The sequence below is a fragment of the Thermostichus sp. OS-CIW-31 genome (assembly GCF_054060305.1).
In genome coordinates this window covers 41,141-59,998 of sequence record NZ_JBSSDA010000010.1, presented here as the reverse complement: position 1 = coordinate 59,998, position 18,858 = coordinate 41,141, and the positions used below count along the sequence as shown (strand labels likewise).

The window sequence follows — 18,858 nt, the reverse complement described above, 5'->3', positions numbered from 1 at the left end:
TAAATGTATCAGCCTCGTATCCTCTCCACCAAAATATCCAAAATCTTCGTGATGGGGCCAAGTCAACCTGCTTTTCTCGACAACAGTGCTAGGATTTGTCGATCGAAACAGTGGCACCATGTCCCCAGAGATCCCGACCGGGCCAGACAAAGACGGCCTCTGTCCAAGCGCAGCCTCGTTTGCCATACTGAAGAAAGATTGTAAATATTTGTTAACGCTATGACTGTCTCTGCTTTGGATCCCGCCAACCCCGCCCGTTTACAGGAGATCGCTCAACGCTTGCGCAGCCCGCGTTCTGCAGACCGGATGGTGGCCTTGGCCCAGTTGCGGGATGTGCCGGCAGAGCAGGCGGTGCCGCTGATTTTGCAGGTCATCGACGATGAGAACCTGCAGGTGCGCTCTTTTGCCGTCTTTGCCCTGGGGATCAAGCAAACGGACGCCTGTCTGCCCAAATTGCTGGAAATCCTCACCCAAGACCCGGATTATGGCATTCGCGCCGACGCGGCAGGTGCCCTGGGCTACTTGGAAGATCCGCGGGCTTTTGAAGCTTTAGTGCGTGCTTTCTACGAGGATGTAGAATGGCTGGTGCGCTTCAGTGCCGCGGTGGCCTTGGGGAACTTGAAGGATCCGCGGGCTTACGACGTGCTGCTGCGGGCGTTGGAGGGGCCAGAAGAGCTGCTACAACAGGCGGCCATCGCAGCTTTGGGAGAACTGGGGGATCCGCGGGCCCTGGATCACATCCTGCGGTTTGCCCAATCGGAAGACTGGCTGGTGCGGCAGCGGCTGGCCCAAGCGCTGGGCAATTTGCCTTCCCCCAAGAGCGTTTCTGCTCTCAACTACCTGGCCAGGGATCCCCACGATAGCGTTGCGGCGGCGGCTCTGGATTCGCTGCGGCGCTTGCGGCAAAGGGGCATCTCAGAAACCACCCCTGAGAAGGGATCCGGGCCAGCCAATTCTGAGGAAGGCTAAGGTAAAGATCCCGGCTCAGCTTGTTCCGGGTTCCCCAATCCCCAGAGAGAGGCTTCCTCTGTTTCCGGCTGAGCCTTTCTTTTCCTAGGATCCCTTATCTCAATGGTTATCAGCCCCCACTCATCGGTTTCACCTGTTGCATCCCCGTCGCGGCCCCGCATTGTGGCGGCCCTTTCTGGGGGTGTGGATAGCTCTACGGTGGCGGCCCTTTTGCAGGAACAGGGCTACGCCGTGGAGGGGGTCACCCTCTGGCTCATGAGGGGGAAGGGCCAGTGCTGCACCGAAGGCTTGGTGGATGCGGCAGCTGTTTGTGAGCAGTTGGGGATCCCTCACCATGTGGTGGATAGCCGCGAGCTGTTTCAGGCCAACATTGTGGACTATCTGGTGGCCGGCTATGCGGAGGGCATTACCCCTCTACCCTGCTCCCAATGCAACAAAACGGTGAAATTCGGCCCGTTGCTGGCCTATGCCCGCGAAAAGCTGGGCATCTCCCAGATTGCCACCGGCCACTACGCACGGGTGCGCTTGGACACCGAATCGGGGCGCTATCAACTGCTGCGGGCGGTGGATCGGCAAAAGGATCAGTCCTATTTCCTCTACGACCTCAGCCAAGAGCACCTAGCCCATAGCCTCTTCCCCTTGGGCGAGTACACCAAGGCCCAAACCCGTCAGTTGGCTGCCCGCTACGGGCTGGTTACAGCCGACAAGCCCGAAAGCCAGGATCTCTGCTTGATTGAAACCTATGGCTCGATGCGGAGCTTTTTGGATCAGTACCTTGGGCAAAGGCCAGGGGAAATCGTCGATACCCAGGGGCGAGTGCTGGGATCCCATGAGGGCATCCACCACTACACGGTGGGCCAGCGCAAGGGGTTGGGGATTGCCTCTTCCCGTCCGCTTTACGTGGTGCGCATCGATGCGGCCATGAACCGCGTTGTCGTGGGGGAACGGGAGGAGGCTACCCAGGCTGAAGCGTGGGTAAGCCAAGTCAACTGGGTCTCTATCCCGGCGCCGACGGCATCCTTGGCTGTTGAGGTTCAGGTGCGCTACCGTACCCCCCCAGTGCCCGCCATGGTGATCCCGGAATCGCCAGAGCGGGTAAAGCTGCAGTTTGCCGAGCCGCAGTTTGGGGTCACTCCTGGCCAAGCCGCCGTCTGGTACCGCGGGGATCTCCTGCTGGGGGGAGGGATCCTGGAGCGCCCTTCTCCCTAGGCCAACTGCAACTTCCCTCTCGCCAGGGAGGAAGGATTGGGGGTGAGGGCAAGCCAAACTACGCTGCTTGCGCTTGCAGCTGCTGCAGGGATCGGAACAGGAGCACCGTATAGACATCGAGGATAGGCGCAACTGCCGTGGCGGCAGCATTCCCAACCACAGCCGCACCTAGGGTATCTCCCAGGATCCCCCCAACAAAAAACGAAATCAGGATCGCGATGCCGAAGATCAAACCCACGGCCAGAAATGCCCAAAACACCCCCCACCAACGGCCCCTGACGAGGTTCCAACTGTAGCCCAACCCTTCCGTGGCACCTTTGTCTTCCAGGACAATCGCGCAGAGGGTAAAAGCTAGCCTCACCCCCCAGTAGATTCCGGGAAGCACAAACAACAGCATCCCCAGCGAGACAATCAGCACCAGCAGAATGCTGCCGAATACCAGAGGCACTGCCTTGGAGACAGCTTGATCCAGACTGTTGCCCAGGGGAGGAGTGCGCTGCTTCAAGTGCTGATCCACCAGCCAAAAGGCTGCCCCTGCCAGGATGGGCAGGCCGATCAGGCCATAGGCCAAGTTGAGGATCCCCCCGGCAAGCGGGATCAGCTCCGCAACGATGGGAATGATAAAGCCAGGAGAAGCCAGGATCAGCAGCGGCCCATAGATGGGGCCCGCCATCTCGAATGACCGCTGCAGGAGCGGGATGGGGCTGAGGGTAGCGTTTTGCATGACAGAGGGATCCCTGTGGGCGACCAAGTTCACCCCCTTCATACCACGGGATCCCGGCTTTGGTTCTGGGAGCAGGCTTAAGAAAGTCTGTATTGCTTTGTACAGATCTAGGCGGATTTTTGGAGGATCCACGCCGCTGCCTGCTCGCCGCTGCGGAGAGCCCCCTCGAGGCTGCTCTGGTGGGTGTATTCCCCGGCCCAAAGGAGGCCCGGCAGGCCGCTAGAGGTGGGAACCAGATGCTGCTGAAAGCCGGGGGGTTGTACAAACTGGGCAAAAGGGATCCGGTACACCCGCAGCAGGCGCAGTTGCTCCAAGGGGGCTTTATCGCTACGCGACGCTGCCGCGACGGGGAAGTAAGTTTGCAGCTCGGCCCGGCAGGCTTGGGCCAGTTCCTCGTCCCTCAAGGGGGGATCCCCTAGCACCACCACCGAATACAGGTGTTGGCCAGGAGGAGCCAGCGCCGGGCTGATGCGGGTAAGTTGGACCCAATGGTTGATCCAGCCCTGGCCGGTGGCGTTGAGGTACAAGTAGGCGCCGCGGCTGAGGGAAAAGGGGGCGCAGAAGTAGAGACAGGTCACCGCTCGCCCCTGGGTGGGAATGGGGGTGGGGGCTTGAGGGCACAGCTCCGCCTGCCAGGCCCGTGCCTGAGGGGCATCAGTAGCACAAACTACCCACTCGGCAGGGATCTCTTCACCCTTGGCGGTGCGGATCCCGCGCACTTTCCCGTCTTCTGCCAGGATGCGCTCCACCGGGGTTTGGTAGCGAATCTGTTCGGGGGACAGGTGACCGGCCAGTTGTCGGGCCAGTTCTCCCATGCCCAAGGCCGGGGTGACGATGGAGCCCTCGGCCATCATCTTGAAATAAAAGGCAAAGAGGCGGGCGCTACTGCCCAGATCCGGATCTAGAAGGATCCCGCGGAAAAAGGGGTAGAAAAAGTGCTGGCAGATCTGTTGGGAAAAGCCGTACTGCTCCAGAAACTCCCGCAACGAGCAATCGGATCCCCCTAGCCCTTCTTGAAAAACCTGCTCCGGGCTGCGGCGCGCCAGCTCGGATCGCAATTGCAGCACCTTGAGCTTGTCCCCAAAGCTGGCCAAGGGGTTGAGCAAAGAGGGGAGAAGGCTGGACAGATCCCGTAGGGGATCCCCCAACAGCCAGCAGCGACCGGGTTGAGCCAAAATAGCGCCGGGCCGGTAGGGACGGGGATCGAGCTTGCCCAGATCCAAATGCTGTCGCACTTTGGGATAGGCGGTGAACAGCACCTGAAAACCGCGATCCAGGCGAAAGCCATCCACCTTGTCGGTACGCACCCGCCCCCCAGGGCCGTCGCTTTTTTCCAGAACCAGGACATCCCTCCACCCCGCCTGGCTCAGCACTTTGGCGCAAGCCAAGCCGGCCAGCCCCGCCCCAATGATGACAACTTTGCCCATGCTGATACATTTACGCTGAACACTGCTGAACATCACTGTTCAACTATGCAGCGATAGCATTCTGTTTGTTTCCAACCAGAATGGCGGTATCCCGCAAAGCTTTGAGTAGAATACCCAAAGCGCAGTTTCCGTGTCGTCTTACTACCAATTTTCTGCTTTGCTTTGGCTACCATGTTGGCAGACTCGAAAGTAAACAGAAAGATCAACTGGTAGTAATCCGTACTGAACATATTATACATTATTTTCAGTATAGTTGAGCTTATTATTGACTAGAGTCATGCTCTGCCGGGATCCCTTCTTCGTCGAGTATTTTATCTGCTTGGATCCCACTAGGGCTGAGCTGGGTCGGCTGGCCCCCAAATGCGAATTGAGCCATCGGCGCCACCACTGAGAAGGGTCTGTCCATATCGCTGCGCGACGCTTCCGCGACCGGGGCCAAACAGCAAGACGCTCACCATCCAAGTCTGGCCGCCCAGGGTGCGCAACTGTTCTCCGCTGCGCAGATCCCAGAGCTTGATCTGGTGAGCGCGGTAATCGGTGCCGCTGGCGAGCAAGCGGCCATCAGGGCTGAGGGCAAGGGCGGCCAAGCCGGACAAAGTCTGGGGCAAGGTGCGCTCCAAGGATCCCGTGCCCAAGTTCCAGACCAAGATGCCACCGGTACTGCCAGCGAGCAAATAGCGGCCATCTGGGCTCAGAAGCACCTGCTCGATGGGGTAGTCGGCCTTTAGGGTTTCCAGCAAGGCCCCGCTGCCAGGATCCCAAAGGTGAACGGTGGGATCTCCATTGGCGGCCACCAAGATCCAAGGGGGGATCCCTTCAGATTGGTGGGAAGTATTCATACGGGTAGGTCTTGGGCCAAAGGCCACTGCTGTAATGCCAGCCCTCTGAGGGGTCTCCTGGGCGGCAGCAGTGGGAGGCGCCAGGGTGCGGATCAACTGGCCGTTGTCGGCCTGCCAAAGGCGGATGGTGCGGTCGGCGCTGCCACTGGCAATCCAACGACCATCGGGGCTAATGGCGACACTGTTGATCAACCCGGTGTGCCCTTGCAACTGCAGCCGCGCCAGCACATCCCCAGGCGAGAGAGCCGGATCCCCCAGGGTCGCCAGATCCCAGACCCGTACCGTCTTGTCTGCCCCCCCACTCACCAAAAAGGTACCATCTGGGCTGATGGCCAGTGCCTCAACGGATCCCTCGTGGCCTGCCCAGCTCTGGAGCAGTTGGCCAGCCTGGGGATCCCAAAGCCGGATCACGCCGTCGTCTCCCCCGGCAGCAAGGAGATTTCCATCCGGGCTGATGGCCAGAGCAGTGACGGCGACAGGGCCTTCCAGCGTAGCCTTGAGCTGCAAAGACTTGGCCCAGTCTGCCGGGTCGTTATCGCTACGCGACGCTTCCGCGACCGTGACGGCGGTGGGGACGGAGGCATGAGAACCGTTCTCGCGAGTAGGACGGAGTCCCAGGCCGTTGCGCTTTGCCGGGCCAGAGGATCCCGTTCTCGTGAGGGGGACAGAATCCTTGGGCTCCCCCCGCAGGCCAAGGTTCGCCCTCATCTGCCATACCCCTGCCACCGTCAACGCCAGCAAAGCCGCCAAGCTGCCTCCTGCCCAAACCGGTGGGATCCGGGGACGCGCCCGCAGCGATACCGGAGAACGCGGTGGGGTGGTTGGCTCCTGTAAGGGCTCGGCGGCGACAGGGCTGGGCTGGGACAGGAGTTCGGCGGCAGGGGGGCTCTCGGCGGGGGGCAAAGCCTGCAAAGCGGCCAGAGCTGCTGTTGCTGAAGGAAAGCACTGTTGTGGGTTGCAGCTCACCAAACGATCCAGAAAAGCAGCAAAAGGAGCGCTAGTAGAGGCCAGATCGTGCCAGCGCAACTCCCCCGTCAACGGGTCGCGAAACAGCTTCTGGGGCGGGATCCCGCAGAGGGCCTGCAGGGCAATCAGCCCAAGAGCATAGAGGTCGCTGCAATGCCTGGGGCCATAGGGGTTCCCGAAGCCAGAGCCGGAAAAAGCCAGACCCTGTTCCTCACCCCCCCACTTCAACAACACCCATCGGCCATCCGCCTGACGGTAGATCAAGCGAGAGGGCTGCAGGTTGCAGCAGCTCACCCCTTCCCCATTCAGGAAGGCCAAGGTTTGCAGCACATCCTGCAACAAGGCCCGTACCTCAGCCTCTGTCCAGTCGTGCCCCCAATGGCAGTGCATTTGGCGGGACGGAGTCGTTAGCTGGCCCCTCTCGGTTGCGTTACCTAGCAATAGAGCTTGTTCCAGGGTGGGCCCTTCAACCCATTCTTCCACCCAATAAAACTCCCCCTCTTGCTCAAAGCAGGCCAACAGGCGGGGGATACCCTCGTGGGATCCCAGGTGCTCCCGCAGCGCCACTTCTTGCTGAAAGAGATGCCGTAGCGAGGCGGAGTCCTCACTGTGTTCGCGGTGCGGAGCATTTTGGCCGGCCTGCCAGCGTTTGAGCACCACCCGAAGCCGCTCAGGATGATGGCTATCCTGTGCCAAGTAGGTTTGTCCGCTGGATCCCAGTGCTTCCAAGATCTGATAGCGGCCACCCAGGGTCTGCCCTACCATGGGGAGAGTGCGAACCTTTTCCTTCCGACCCATCATGCCATAGCGACGTGAGACTCAGGCTAACCGTTCACCCTTGCGTTCACGGTGCGGAGCGCCTGGGTGGGATAGAGTCCTCGCCGCATCAGTCCTCCACCGCCATGGCTGAGGTGAGCAGAGCAAAAAGCGAAAGGGGATCCCGACAGCCGCTTTCGGTCAACTTTCTCCCTGGAGCAGGCTGAGTTGCTCAGCGACCTGGGGGATGTTGTTGCAAAACCTGCTTCAAATATCGCCCTGTATGGGATCCGGGGTGCTCAGCCACCTGTTCTGGAGTGCCAACGGCGATGATCTGGCCGCCGCGGTCGCCGCCCTCTGGCCCCAAGTCAATAATCCAATCAGCACAGCGGAGAATGTCCAGGTTGTGCTCGATCACCAGCACGGTGTTGCCTGTATCCACCAGCCGTTGCAGGACGTTCAAGAGCTTGTGGACATCGTAAAAAGACAAGCCGGTGGAGGGCTCATCCAGCAGATAGAGGGTTTTGCCGGTGGAGCGGCGGGCCAGTTCTGCGGCCAGCTTGACCCGTTGCGCTTCCCCACCGGAGAGGGTAGGAGCTGGCTGGCCCAGCTTGATGTAATCGAGGCCCACATCGGCCAGAGTCTGCAGGATCTTGGCGGCAGGAGGCAGGGCAGCGAAAAACTCCAGCGCCTCCCCCACCGTCATATCCAGGACTTCGGCGATGTTCTTGCCCTTGTACCTGACCTGCAGGGTTTCGCGGCTGTAGCGGCTGCCCCCGCAGACTTCGCAGGTGACGTACACATCGGGCAGGAAGTTCATTTCAATCACGTTCACCCCCTGCCCTTTGCAGGCTTCACAGCGCCCCCCCTTGACATTGAAGGAAAAGTGGCCGGATGGGTAGCCTCTGGCCTTGGCATCCAAGGTTTGGGCAAAGGTTTGGCGGATCGGGTCGAACAGGCCGGTGTAGGTGGCAGGGTTGGAGCGGGGGGTACGGCCAATGGGAGATTGGTCGATGACGATCACCTTGTCGATGTGTTCGATGCCCTCAAGTTCTCCCATCTCCGCGGGTTGGGGCACCTTGTGTCCAAGATGGTGCTGCAGGGCAGGGTAGAGCAATTCGTTGACCAAGGTGGATTTGCCGGAGCCGGAGACGCCTGTAACACAGACCAACTTGCCCAGAGGGATCTCCACATCGATGTGCTTGAGGTTGTTTTTGTGGGCATTGGTGAGCTTGAGGGCAACCGCTTTCCCAGCCCGCCGCTGCGCAGGGGTAGGGATCCGCAGCCGCCCCGAAAGATAAGCTCCGGTGATGGAGCGCTCGCAGGCCATGATGTCCGCCAGGGATCCCTGCACCACCACTTCCCCCCCGTGGATCCCGGCTCCAGGGCCGATATCCACGATGTAATCGGCGGCACGGATGGTTTCTTCGTCGTGTTCCACCACGATCAGGGTGTTGCCCAGATCCCGCAGGCGAAACAGGGTTTGCAACAGGCGCTCGTTGTCCCGCTGGTGGAGGCCAATCGAGGGTTCGTCCAACACGTAGAGCACCCCCGTCAAGCCGGAGCCCATTTGGCTGGCCAGCCGGATCCGCTGCGCTTCGCCGCCGGAGAGAGTCATGGCCGGACGGGCCAAGGTGAGGTAGTCGAGGCCCACATCCACCAAAAACTGCAGCCGGGTTTTGATCTCCCGCAGCACCAGCTCGCCGATCTGCGCTTGGCGGGGGGTAAGGTTTAGCTGCTCCAGGCGGTGCAGGCAGTCGCGGATGGAGATCTCGGTGAGATCGGTAATGCGGTAGCCGCCGATGCGCACGGCCAGAGCTTCCGGCTTGAGACGGGATCCCCCACAGGCGGAACAGGGACGGTAGGTGAGGTAGGCTTCCAGCTTTTGCCGATAGATTTCGGAAGTGGTTTCCTGGTAGTGCCGCTGCAATTGGGGAATCACCCCCTCATAGCGGCGATAGTACCCCCGGCCTCGGTACTGAGATTCCGCCTCGGCGATGTAGACCTCCTGGTCGGCGCCGTAGAGGATGATCTGCTGTTGCTGGGGGGTGAGATCACACCAGCGGCTGCTGAGGTCAAAGCCAAAAGCCTTGGCGGCTCCCGCCAACAAAGCCAGATAGTAGGGGTTCTCCCGCTCTGCCCAAGGGGCGATGGCCGCGTACAAGGGGAGCTTGGGATCGGGCACGATCCGCTCGGGGTCGAAGATGGGCTCAAAACCCAGCCCGTGGCAGACAGGACAGGCCCCAATCGGCGAGTTGAAGGAAAACAGGCGCGGCGACAGCTCGCCCATCACCGAACCGTGCTCCGGGCAGGCAAATTGCTCAGAAAAAATCAGCTCCGTTGGCTTGCCGTTCAGGTATTGCCCCGCCGACTCGGCCACCTTTTGCAGCAGCTGTTCTCGCTCCTCTTCCCGCGGCAGCAGCTCCACCACCGCAATTCCTCCCGACTGGCGCAGGCAGGTTGCCAGAGAATCGGCCAGTCGCTCCGCTATGTCGGGGCTCTTGACCAGCCGATCCACCACAACCTCAAGGGTGTGGGTTTTGTTTTTGGCTAACTCGATCTCCTCGCTCAGATCCCGCACCTGGCCGTCGATGCGCACGCGCACAAACCCTTGCTGGCGCAAGCTTTGCAACAGGTTGGCATGGGTGCCCTTTTTCCCCTTCACCACCGGCGAGAGCAACTGAAACCGCGTCCGATCCGGCAGAGCCATGATCTGATCCACAATCTGATCCACCGTCTGCGGGGCGATCACCCGGTTGCAATGGGGACAGTGAGGGATCCCAGCTCGCCCATACAGAAGCCGCAGGTAGTCGTAGATTTCGGTAACGGTGCCAACCGTCGAGCGGGGGTTGTGGCTGGTGGACTTTTGATCGATGGAGATGGCCGGACTCAGCCCTTCGATGCGATCCACATCCGGCTTGTCCAGTTGCCCCAAAAACTGCCGCGCATAGGCACTGAGGGATTCCACATAGCGCCGCTGCCCTTCGGCAAAAATGGTGTCAAAGGCCAAAGAAGATTTGCCAGAGCCGGAGACGCCGGTGAACACCACCAGGCGATCCCGCGGGATCCGCAGGTTGACATTTTTGAGGTTGTGCTGCCGCGCCCCCACCACGTGAATTTCGTTTTGGCTGGACATCTCACCACCTTTTCGCGCAGCGTGTCACAGGCATCCCGTCGAGACCGGCGAGTAACAAAATCTTAACGATTCTTAGCTAACGATTCTAATGCTCTTCGCTTTGTCCAGAAGGGGATCCCAGGGAGGGCAAACCGGTAGCAAAAAAGACTTGGCTATGCTGGAAAGGATTGAATCCCAAGGGCCATGACCTGGACACTGCCATCCGTTCAAAAGGTGTTTGTTTACCTGTTGGTGGGGATCGCCTTCACGGCCCTTTGTCTGGGGGATCAGGCTCTGTCGCCACCGGTCATTGCCGTTTGCTTGGCCGCAGGGGCCTGCAGTTGGTTTTGGGAGCCGCCAAGGATTGCTTTTGCCCGCTATGCCCCCCTGTGGATGCCCCTGACGGTGGCGGTGTTGCTTAGCCTGCTGGCTTTGGTCATCTCCGGGATCCTTCCCTTTTCCGATGGGGCCATTGGCTTGGTGCTTTACCTAACGGGGGCCAAGCTGTTTCAGCGGGAACGGGCGGCGGATCACATTCAGTTGGCGGTGCTGTCTCTGCTGCTGATGGCGATTGCCACTCTGTTCAACGAAGACATCAGCTTTGGGCTGCTGTTTTTGCTGTACGTGGGGGTAGGGCTAATCAACCTCACCCTTTACCACCTGCGCCTGCAAGCAGAGCAGCACCCGCAGGCAGCCAGCCAAACCCGTGGCATCAACCTCAACTTTTTGGGCTTTCTCGGATCCCTGGCTTTGCTGGCGGTGATCCTGTCCGTGGCTTTGTTTTTCTTGTTCCCGCGGGTCAGTTTAGGAATTCTGGGTCGCCAGGCCCGCTCGCCGGTGATGACCACTGGCTTTGCCGAGGAAGTCAGCCTGGGAGCATTCGGCACCCTCAAAACCGATAACACCGTTGTCATGCGGGTGGAATTTCCGGCAGGGGTGCCGCCCCGTGTGGAGTCCCTCTACTGGCGCGGGATCAGCTTCGATCGCTACGATGGACGGGCCTGGTCGCGAACGCTAGACCGCTTCATCCCCATTTTCCCCAACGCAGCAGGGGTATTTGATCTCTCTGCCTCCAGCTTGATCCCCACTGCTCCCGACCTGCTGCTTCTCCCCTTGGAGCAGCTTATCTATCTGGAGCCGCTGGTCACCAACACCGTTTTTGGGGTGGCCCCGCTGGTGGAGATGGAATGGCTGGAGCGGGGCGGAGCGGCGACGGTGCAACAAGCTTGGCAACGGCAGAATCGCCGCCTCATCCTGAGCGAGACCGGAGATGTTGGCCATTCTCTGCCTCGGCAGGTGCCCCATCTTTACCGCGCCCGGAGCCGGATCTCAAGGGAGTTAAGCCCGCGCTTGCGCCGGCTAGGCCACGCGGAGCTGTTCAGTGCTCTCGAGCCAGTCCAACAGGCAGCCTATCTGCAGTTGCCAGCAGACCTGGATCCGCGCATTCCCGCCTTGGCTGAAGACGTTACCGCTGGGATCCCCGATGTCTTTGGCAAGGTGACGGCTTTGCAGAACTACCTGCTGGAGAACTACGCCTATACCACCGATCTGCCGGATCCCGGCCCTGAACCGCCTTTGGAAGCCTTTCTGTTCACCCATCGGCGGGGCCACTGCGAATATTTCGCCACAGCCCTGACGGTGCTGGCCCGCAGCATTGGCATCCCAGCCCGGATGGTGAATGGCTTTTTGGGCGGGCGCTGGGTGGCGCAGGAAAATTATCTGGCAGTACGCAATGCCGACGCCCATTCCTGGACGGAGATCCCCTTTGGCCCCTACGGCTGGGTCATCTTTGACGCTACGCCGGCAGAGGCCAATGTTAGTCAGCGGCAGAGCTGGTGGGATCCCCTTCAAGATTTCTACGACAGCTTGCGCTTCCGCTGGTTTAAGTACGTCATCCAGTACGACCTATCCACCCAGCGGCAGATCTGGCGGCAGATCCAGGAGCTGGCTAGCGCTGTAGCCGCCTCTCCGGATCGAGAGGATGTCGGTGCTGGCTTCCGTCGCAGCCTGGTTGCCTTGGGGCAAACGTTGCAGCAGAATGGCCTGCCGGTGTTGGGGGTGGTTTTGATCACCGGATCCATGGCCTATTGGGGTCGCCGCCGCCGCTATCAGGCCGTGCGCTGGCAGGATGGGGGGTGGATTCTGTTGGCCACTGCCGGCAATGGGGTGGTGATGGGATCCCTGTGGCAGCCTCCGCCCCCCTGGCCCACCTGGATGGTTGGCCTCTTGCTACCGAGTCTGGCCTTTGCTGGGATGCGCTGGAGTCCGGCAGCTCTGCCCAAGTCGCAGCAGCGCCGCCAGCTTATCTCAAGGCTTTATCTGCAACTGCGGGATCTGGCGACGGCGGTGGGGATCCCAGCCCACCTAGGCCCTGAGGCCTGCCTGGAACACTTGCGCCACTCCGACTTACCACAAGCCCAGGTGGCCATCCAGTTCTTGGAGCGCTACCTGGAGGTGCGCTTCGGTGGGATCCCGTTGGAGGTGGGGGAACTGCAGCGCTGGCAGCAGCAACTCAGACAGCTTAGGCAAGCATGGCAGCCACTGGCCAAAACCCCCAGAAGAGCCGCCTGATCAGAAGGACGGCTATGCCCTGGAGCAGGTACCCCAAAAGCCCTGCGAGAAGCCTTGACAGTTATGAGACAGTTAAGAGATAGTTAACGTTAGTTATAGACCCCGTAAGCTGGCCTGCCAGAATAGCGGGACAGGAGGCGGCGTACTCACTTTGGGCACGTCGCACACTGGTAAGTTGCTCTGCTCTTGCAAACTCGTCCGAAGCTGTGTTACGTTTTTCAACGTTCAGCTTCGAACGAGCAAGGGCGTGTTAGCTATGCGTAGCTATTCTTTGAGGGCGGCTTTGGCTGCAACTTTGTGTCTGCTGTCCTCGTCAGTTTTTTCCTCTAGTGTGGCTCAAGCGGCGCCTAAGCCAACCGGCAACGGTGCAATCTTCTTTCACCCAGATGGAACCTCAGCTTCCCACTGGGACATTACACGCATTCTCCACTACGGCCCCGATGGCTTTCTGAACTGGGATCGTCTCCCCGTGATTGCCCCCTATCGCGGGCACCTTCTCGACCAGCTTGGGGGAACTTCCAACGCCGGAGCGGTGACCCATGCCACAGGAACTCGTGTCCACGCCAAGAGCTTTGGGTTGGATCCGGACGGCAAAGAGCATGACTCTAGTCAATAATAAGCTCAACTATACTGAAAATAATGTATAATATGTTCAGTACGGATTACTACCAGTTGATCTTTCTGTTTACTTTCGAGTCTGCCAACATGGTAGCCAAAGCAAAGCAGAAAATTGGTAGTAAGACGACACGGAAACTGCGCTTTGGGTATTCTACTCAAAGCTTTGCGGGATACCGCCATTCTGTTTGGACTCCGTCCCGCTAACGCGAATGGAAACAAACAGAATGCTATCGCTGCATAGTTGAACAGTGATGTTCAGCAGTGTTCAGCGTAAATGTATCAGTTGCGGAAAGAAAACTTGCCCAACTACATCGCCAGCGCCCCCACCATTGCCGAGATGACCGAATTTGCCCTGGCGCGGATCTCCCGCAATCCTAAGGGCTTCTTCGCCGTCATCGAAGAAGAGGGCACTGATAACATGTGCAACAACCTCAATGCCTCTGGCTGCCTGGAGGCCATGAAGCGGGCCGACGATGCCATCGGGGTGATTCTCAACTTTATCGAGAAGAATCCCAAGACCTTCATGATCACCACCAGCGACAGCAATGCCGGTGGCATGCAGTTGGTGGATGTCGAGTCCGCCGAGGAGCCGTTGCCCCCTACTGACCCCGAAGGCAGTGGTGCCCCCATTGACGGAGTTGACGGCACGGGCACAAAGCCGTTTATTTCTGCTCCTGACAAGAATGGCAAGCGCTTTCCCTTTGCCGTGGCTTGGGCTAGCGGAGATGACGTGGGCAGTGGAGTCATTGCTCGCGCTGCGGGCTTGAAGGCCCAAGAGCTGGTGCCGACCACCGGGATCCTGAACACGGACATTTATCGGATTCTCTACTTCGTGCTCTTCGGGGGGGAGCGCATCCCCAGCGAGCTGAAGCCCTAGTGTCTGCTGTGGTCACCTGCCTTGGGCGGGTGTTTGCCCCACAAGCTCTGTCCGTCACGGGGGATCCATCCAGTGGATCCCCTTTTTTTATGAGAACCACATAACGGCGAAGGGGCTAGCTCAGCAAAGCAGATAGACGTAGTTCATTTTGCGTTAGAACTGTACTACAGTGGGCTATCATGGAGCCGAGACTGTCCTTTGGGTTTGAGTTTGTTCCACCAACGCGAACTGCGATCTTCAACCATGCCCACTCCCGCTGACTCCTCTCCATCCCCCCTTCTCCAAAGCGACGAGGTTCTCAAGCCTGAGGACTCTGTTCCGCTGAGGGGGACGGTATTGGCGGCCCGTGAGCCTTTTTTGGGGCTGTTGCGGGATCTGGCGCGGGCCTACCAAGCTTTTGAAAATTACGCCGGGGCTCACATTCGGCAAATGGGGCTGACGGCCCCCCAATTCGATGTGTTGGTTACCCTTGGCAATACCCCTGGGATGACCATGAATGTCTTGGCCCAAAAAACGCTGGTGACTAAAGGGACACTGACCGGCATTGTGGATCGCCTGGAACAAAAAGGGCTGGTGCGCCGGGAAGTGCCCCCGGAAAACCGACGCTGCTTTAAGGTCGTGCTGACAGAAGCGGGGGAAAAACTGTTTGAGGAAATTTTCCCGGCCCACGTCGCCTACTTGAAAGAGCGCTTCCAAAAGCTGGATCCCTCGGAGATGGCGCAGATCCAGGCTTGCCTTAAAAAACTGCAGGCTATTTTCTAGCGCTTTCAGATTCCCCTCTCCGATCCGGCTGATCAGCGACCCCCAAGCCGTAGTGCCGGAAGCAACCTCTAGCCCGGTTCAAACGGCTGCCCTAGAGCTGCCGGCGGCGTGGCCTTCACCGCCTGCTGGATCCAGCGCCGCAGCCGAGGTGGGATCCCGCGCAAGCCGTACTCCCACCATTCCCCAGAGGTGAGCACCAACACCAAAATCATCAACACAAAGGGAGCCACCGTAAAAACTTGGGTGGGCACGGCGCGGATGGTGGTCTGGGCAACCCCAGCGAAGGACTGCAAAATGCCGAACAGGTAGGCCCCCAGAGCTACCCGCAAGGGGTTCCAGCCACCGAAGATGACGATGGCCAAGGCAATCCAGCCATACCCTGCTGTATGTCGGTGGCTCCAGCCGGCCTTGAAATCCAGAGAAAAGGCAGCCCCCGCCAAGCCCAATAGGGATCCCCCCACAAGGGTGTAAACATAGCGCCAGAAAATGACATTGGTGCCGCGGGCAAAAGCCGCCGCCGGCTGTTCTCCCATAGCCCGCAACATCAGGCCAGGCTGAGTGCGATACAAAAAGAACCAAGTTCCCCCGATGAGCGCGTAGCTGGCGTACAGCAACAGATCCCCTTGGAACAGGAGTGGCCCCAGCAGCGGCACCTCTCTCAGGAAGGGGATGGGCAGGCTGGGCACCGTTGGCCCTGGGATCCGCACGAACGGATTGCCCAAAAAGGAAGACAAATCCGCCCCCAATAGGGTCAAGACGAAACCAATGGCAATTTGGGATCCCTTCAGGGTCAGCGAGCCAAAGGCCACGATCCCAGCAAACAGCGCTCCCACCGCGGCGGCAGCCAAAAAGCCCAATACCAAGCTTCCCGTCAGCTTGGCCACGGCGAACCCAACCATGGCCGCCAGCATGATCGTCCCCTCTGCGGAGAGATTGATCACCCCTGCCCGCTCGGTAATGGTTTCCCCCACACAGGCGAAGACCACCGGTGTGGCGGTGGCAATGGCAGTGGAGAGAATGGCGACCAGTTGGGCAGCGGTCATTATGAGCCTGTCGAGAACTCGGGTTGGGTTAACGCATTTGCAGTTGCTGCGGGAATGCGCCTGTCGATCTGGTCATCGCCTCACCCCAACACCCAGAGCATGAAAGCCACCCCTAGGGTGACGGCACCAAACAGAGCATAGCTGATCCGGCGCAGCGGCCTCAGTTGCAGGGCATGCAGATCCTTAAGCCAGCCCAGCCCCAAGGATTCGACAAAGCGATCCAGCACCGCCTGCATAGGGTAGGCGTAAACCGATCCTTGCTCCTTAAAGTTCACCAGCACAACCAGCAGTGTAGCGTAGCCCCAGAGGAGGCCCCAGAGCACAGCGCTCAACCCGATTAAAATTGGCTCAAACATCGACTTTCCCTTGCCTTCTATAGGCATGTCCACTGCTTGCGTGAGCGGGAGACGGAGTTCTTTGAGCCTGGGGGACTTGGATCTCATTATTCCGGTTGTTTTCCCGTTGAGGCTGCCCTCCCTCAGACAAGAGCGTAGAAGGGATCCCAGCTTGCTTGCAGAGATCACGCCGGTTCTCTTCTGCCCGTCCAGGCCAGAAGATGACAAACTGGAAGTACCCGCTCGGAGTTATCTCGTCAAATCTCCATGAGTTCTCGCTACCTGCTGCCCCCCGCTGAACCCAAGTCTGTCGGTACTGCCTATATCCTCTGGGCGTTGGGCATCTTCGGGATCTGTGGCGTCCATCGCTTCTACCTGGGCAAGACTGGAACAGGCATCCTCTGGCTGTTCACCTTTGGCCTGCTGGGCTTTGGCCAGTTAATTGACCTGTTTTTGATCCCAGGCATGGTGGAGAACTACAACTTCAAGCTGGCCGTCCTGCAGGGATCCCGACCCTCCCCATCCCCAGCTTCCTCAAAAACCACCTCAGCACCTCCTCAGCCCCTCAAAGGTCAAGCTCTGATGCGGGAGATCCTGCGGCTAGCCCAACAGCGGCAAGGGATCCTCACCCTTGCGGAGATAGCTATCGACTTACCTGCCGACTTTGACGAAATTGAAAAGGCGCTGCAAGAGCTGAGCCGGCGGAGCATGGCTTTCCCCGAAAACAACCCGGTCACTGGAGCGGTAGAATACCACTTCCCTCACCTGCTGCACCGCTCCCCCGACCAACGTTCGCTCTAGATGCCCTCCTGCAGACCTCTACTGGGATCCCAGGATCCCTCGGCGCTTGGCTGCCCGAACCGCCCGGCGAAAGGTCAGCAAGCCCAGGCCGAAGTAGAAAACGCCGCTGGTCAGAGCCATGATCAGCCGCACGGGATCCAAGCCCGCCTCCCGCACCATCACGTCTCGCAGCAGCCCCGCCCCCGCTGTCATGGGTAGCATCTGCCCCAGCCCCTTCAGGGATCCCGGCCATTCTTCCGTGGGAGCAGCCAACAGGAAAAGCAGGCCGAATTGGCTGATAATTAAAAGCTGCTGAATTCGCTTCCAAATCAGAGCGGCGGATCCCAGCAAAAACGAAAAACCGTAGGCCCCCAGCACCACGCTCAAGAGCGGCAGCACCAAACTGGGGGGAAAGCGCAGCCGACTGCCTGTGAGCAGCAAAATGGCACCCAAAATGACGACAACAACAGAAAAGCGCAACACCAAGCTGGCACAAGCCCGCGCCAGAAACAGGGTGGCCGCGGAAAAGGGCGAAAGCAGCACCTGCTCTAGCGTCCCCGTCTGGGCTTCCACCTGCAGGTTAAGGGCAATATCGTTGACCACAAAAATGACCAGCGTCCAGAGCACATAGCCGATCACCACCGCATCCAACCGTTCGCCAAATTGGGAGGCAGGCCCTGCCACATATTGGGCGCCGGCAAAGAGGGCATAGAAGAAGAACGTGGTGATCAGGATCCCGCCCAGGGCCTCTGCCGGATAGCGGATGTACTGGATCCAGGCCCGCTTTAGTTCGGCCCAAAACAGGTGGATCACTGGCATTGTCTATCCCCTCTTTTCAACAACTTGAGGAAGATGTGGGTGAGATCGGCTTCCTCTCGTTTGAGGCTGAGCAAGGGCAAAGGCTTCAAGATCTCCAGCACCTGATAGAGCATCTCTGGCGGGCCGCTGAACCGCACCCGATGGGATCCGAGAATCTCCACCCCTTGGCGGGCCAGTTGTTCAACCCTCCAGGGATCCAGCCCCTGTTCCAGCTCGATCCGATAAGTGCTGACGGCGCCGGCAAAGTTCCGGATGAACTCGCGCGTGGGGGCTTGGGCAACGATCACCCCCTGCTGAATGACAGCCACCTGATCCGCCAGCACCTCCGCCATCTCCAGTTGATGGGTAGTTAGCAGAATGGCCTGCCCGGAGGCAGCAATCTGGCGGATGAGGGATTTCACCGCTTGGGCGGCTTCCACGTCCAGCCCTAGGGTGGGCTCATCCAGCAACAACAGGGCCGGCTGGTGCAGGAGGGCAACGGCAATGGCCACCTTCTGCTGCATACCCCGCGAAAGGGTTTGCACGGCAACATCCCGCTTTTCCCACAGGCCAAAGGTCTCCAGGAGCTCTAGCCCCCGTTGCCGGGCGGTTCTGGGGGGTAGCCCCCGCAGCACGCCAAAGTACTCCAGGTTCTGTAGGGGGGTCAGCCGCCAGTAGAGGTTGCGATTGCCTTCCAGCACTGCCCCCACCTGGGCCAGGGCCCCCGGATCGGTATGGGGATCCCGTCCGAGAACGCACACTGTGCCCGCGTCCGGTTGGATCAGCCCGGCAATCATCTTAATGGTGGTGGTCTTGCCGGCCCCGTTGGGCCCCAAAAAAGCCAGGATCTCCCCTGCTGCCAGCGTCAGGGAGACATCCACCACCGCCCGCACCTCCCTGCCTCCTTGCCGGTAGGTTTTTTGGAGGTGGTGAGCTTCTAGAACTTTCATGACGCGAACCCGATGCAAACGCGAAGCCGATGCAAAAAGGAGCGCTGAAGAGAGGAGGGCCGGCCATTCCACTCTCTCACACCAGAGCATGGGCCCGCCTCGAGAGGGATCCGGCAAGA

Annotated in this window: 15 protein-coding genes and 1 pseudogene; 7 read left to right on the top strand and 9 right to left on the bottom strand. The window is 59.7% G+C overall.

The features are described from left to right. Positions 1-219: 219 nt before the first annotated feature. Both ACVWY9_RS07665 and mnmA read left to right on the top strand, forming a co-directional pair. Positions 220-969, top strand: a complete 750-nt coding sequence (locus ACVWY9_RS07665; protein ID WP_049749566.1) for a HEAT repeat domain-containing protein — start codon at positions 220-222, stop codon at positions 967-969. Positions 970-1,071: 102 nt separating this feature from the next. Continuing rightward, on the top strand, positions 1,072-2,178 hold the full coding sequence (gene mnmA / locus ACVWY9_RS07660) for a tRNA 2-thiouridine(34) synthase MnmA (RefSeq protein ID WP_457387969.1): 1,107 nt from the start codon (positions 1,072-1,074) through the stop codon (positions 2,176-2,178). Between the two features lie 58 nt (positions 2,179-2,236). Here mnmA and ACVWY9_RS07655 read toward each other — a convergent pair whose 3' ends face one another. The 5 genes and pseudogenes from ACVWY9_RS07655 to uvrA form a co-directional block, all read right to left on the bottom strand. Continuing rightward, positions 2,237-2,944 (bottom strand): glycerophosphoryl diester phosphodiesterase membrane domain-containing protein, encoded by a 708-nt coding sequence (locus ACVWY9_RS07655; protein WP_457387968.1) that lies wholly within the window; start codon positions 2,942-2,944, stop codon positions 2,237-2,239. A 65-nt stretch (positions 2,945-3,009) separates the two neighbouring features. Beyond that, the gene (locus tag ACVWY9_RS07650; RefSeq protein WP_457387967.1) at positions 3,010-4,362 is read right to left on the bottom strand and encodes an NAD(P)/FAD-dependent oxidoreductase; all 1,353 of its coding nucleotides are present in this window, start codon (positions 4,360-4,362) and stop codon (positions 3,010-3,012) included. Between the two features lie 10 nt (positions 4,363-4,372). Beyond that, positions 4,373-4,556, bottom strand: a pseudogene (locus ACVWY9_RS07645) (hypothetical protein); the annotation flags it as partial. 102 nt (positions 4,557-4,658) lie between these two features. Beyond that, a complete protein-coding gene (locus ACVWY9_RS07640) occupies positions 4,659-6,899 on the bottom strand; it encodes a WD40 repeat domain-containing serine/threonine-protein kinase (protein WP_457387966.1) in 2,241 nt (746 codons plus the stop codon). 223 nt (positions 6,900-7,122) lie between these two features. After that, the gene (gene uvrA / locus ACVWY9_RS07635; RefSeq protein ID WP_457387965.1) at positions 7,123-10,026 is read right to left on the bottom strand and encodes an excinuclease ABC subunit UvrA; all 2,904 of its coding nucleotides are present in this window, start codon (positions 10,024-10,026) and stop codon (positions 7,123-7,125) included. Positions 10,027-10,209: 183 nt separating this feature from the next. Between uvrA and ACVWY9_RS07630 the strand changes: the two genes are divergently transcribed. The 4 genes from ACVWY9_RS07630 (at position 10,210) to ACVWY9_RS07615 (ending at position 14,833) form a co-directional block, all read left to right on the top strand. Next, a complete protein-coding gene (locus ACVWY9_RS07630) occupies positions 10,210-12,576 on the top strand; it encodes a transglutaminase family protein (protein WP_457387964.1) in 2,367 nt (788 codons plus the stop codon). Between the two features lie 256 nt (positions 12,577-12,832). Then, on the top strand, positions 12,833-13,192 hold the full coding sequence (locus ACVWY9_RS07625; protein ID WP_457387963.1) for a hypothetical protein: 360 nt from the start codon (positions 12,833-12,835) through the stop codon (positions 13,190-13,192). A 276-nt stretch (positions 13,193-13,468) separates the two neighbouring features. Beyond that, entirely contained in the window at positions 13,469-14,071 is a 603-nt protein-coding gene (locus ACVWY9_RS07620) for an alkaline phosphatase (RefSeq protein WP_457387962.1), read from the top strand. A gap of 336 nt (positions 14,072-14,407) precedes the next feature. Then, a complete protein-coding gene (locus ACVWY9_RS07615) occupies positions 14,408-14,833 on the top strand; it encodes a MarR family winged helix-turn-helix transcriptional regulator (protein WP_457387993.1) in 426 nt (141 codons plus the stop codon). Positions 14,834-14,901: 68 nt separating this feature from the next. Here the strand turns inward: ACVWY9_RS07615 and ACVWY9_RS07610 are convergent, their stop codons facing one another. Both ACVWY9_RS07610 and ACVWY9_RS07605 read right to left on the bottom strand, forming a co-directional pair. Continuing rightward, positions 14,902-15,876 carry an ABC transporter permease gene (locus ACVWY9_RS07610; protein ID WP_414389016.1) on the bottom strand — a complete coding sequence of 325 codons (975 nt, stop codon included), beginning with the start codon at positions 15,874-15,876 and terminating at the stop codon, positions 14,902-14,904. An 80-nt stretch (positions 15,877-15,956) separates the two neighbouring features. Continuing rightward, positions 15,957-16,232 carry a hypothetical protein gene (locus tag ACVWY9_RS07605; RefSeq protein WP_041436392.1) on the bottom strand — a complete coding sequence of 92 codons (276 nt, stop codon included), beginning with the start codon at positions 16,230-16,232 and terminating at the stop codon, positions 15,957-15,959. Positions 16,233-16,478: 246 nt separating this feature from the next. Between ACVWY9_RS07605 and ACVWY9_RS07600 the strand changes: the two genes are divergently transcribed. Further along, positions 16,479-17,012, top strand: coding sequence for a TM2 domain-containing protein (locus ACVWY9_RS07600; RefSeq protein ID WP_414342801.1), 534 nt, complete (start codon positions 16,479-16,481; stop codon positions 17,010-17,012). Positions 17,013-17,030: 18 nt separating this feature from the next. Here the strand turns inward: ACVWY9_RS07600 and ACVWY9_RS07595 are convergent, their stop codons facing one another. Then, entirely contained in the window at positions 17,031-17,810 is a 780-nt protein-coding gene (locus tag ACVWY9_RS07595) for an ABC transporter permease (RefSeq protein ID WP_457387961.1), read from the bottom strand. Continuing rightward, positions 17,801-18,739, bottom strand: coding sequence for an ABC transporter ATP-binding protein (locus ACVWY9_RS07590; protein ID WP_457387960.1), 939 nt, complete (start codon positions 18,737-18,739; stop codon positions 17,801-17,803). The genes ACVWY9_RS07595 and ACVWY9_RS07590 overlap by 10 nt, the downstream gene beginning before the upstream one ends. Between the last annotated feature and the right edge of the window lie 119 nt (positions 18,740-18,858).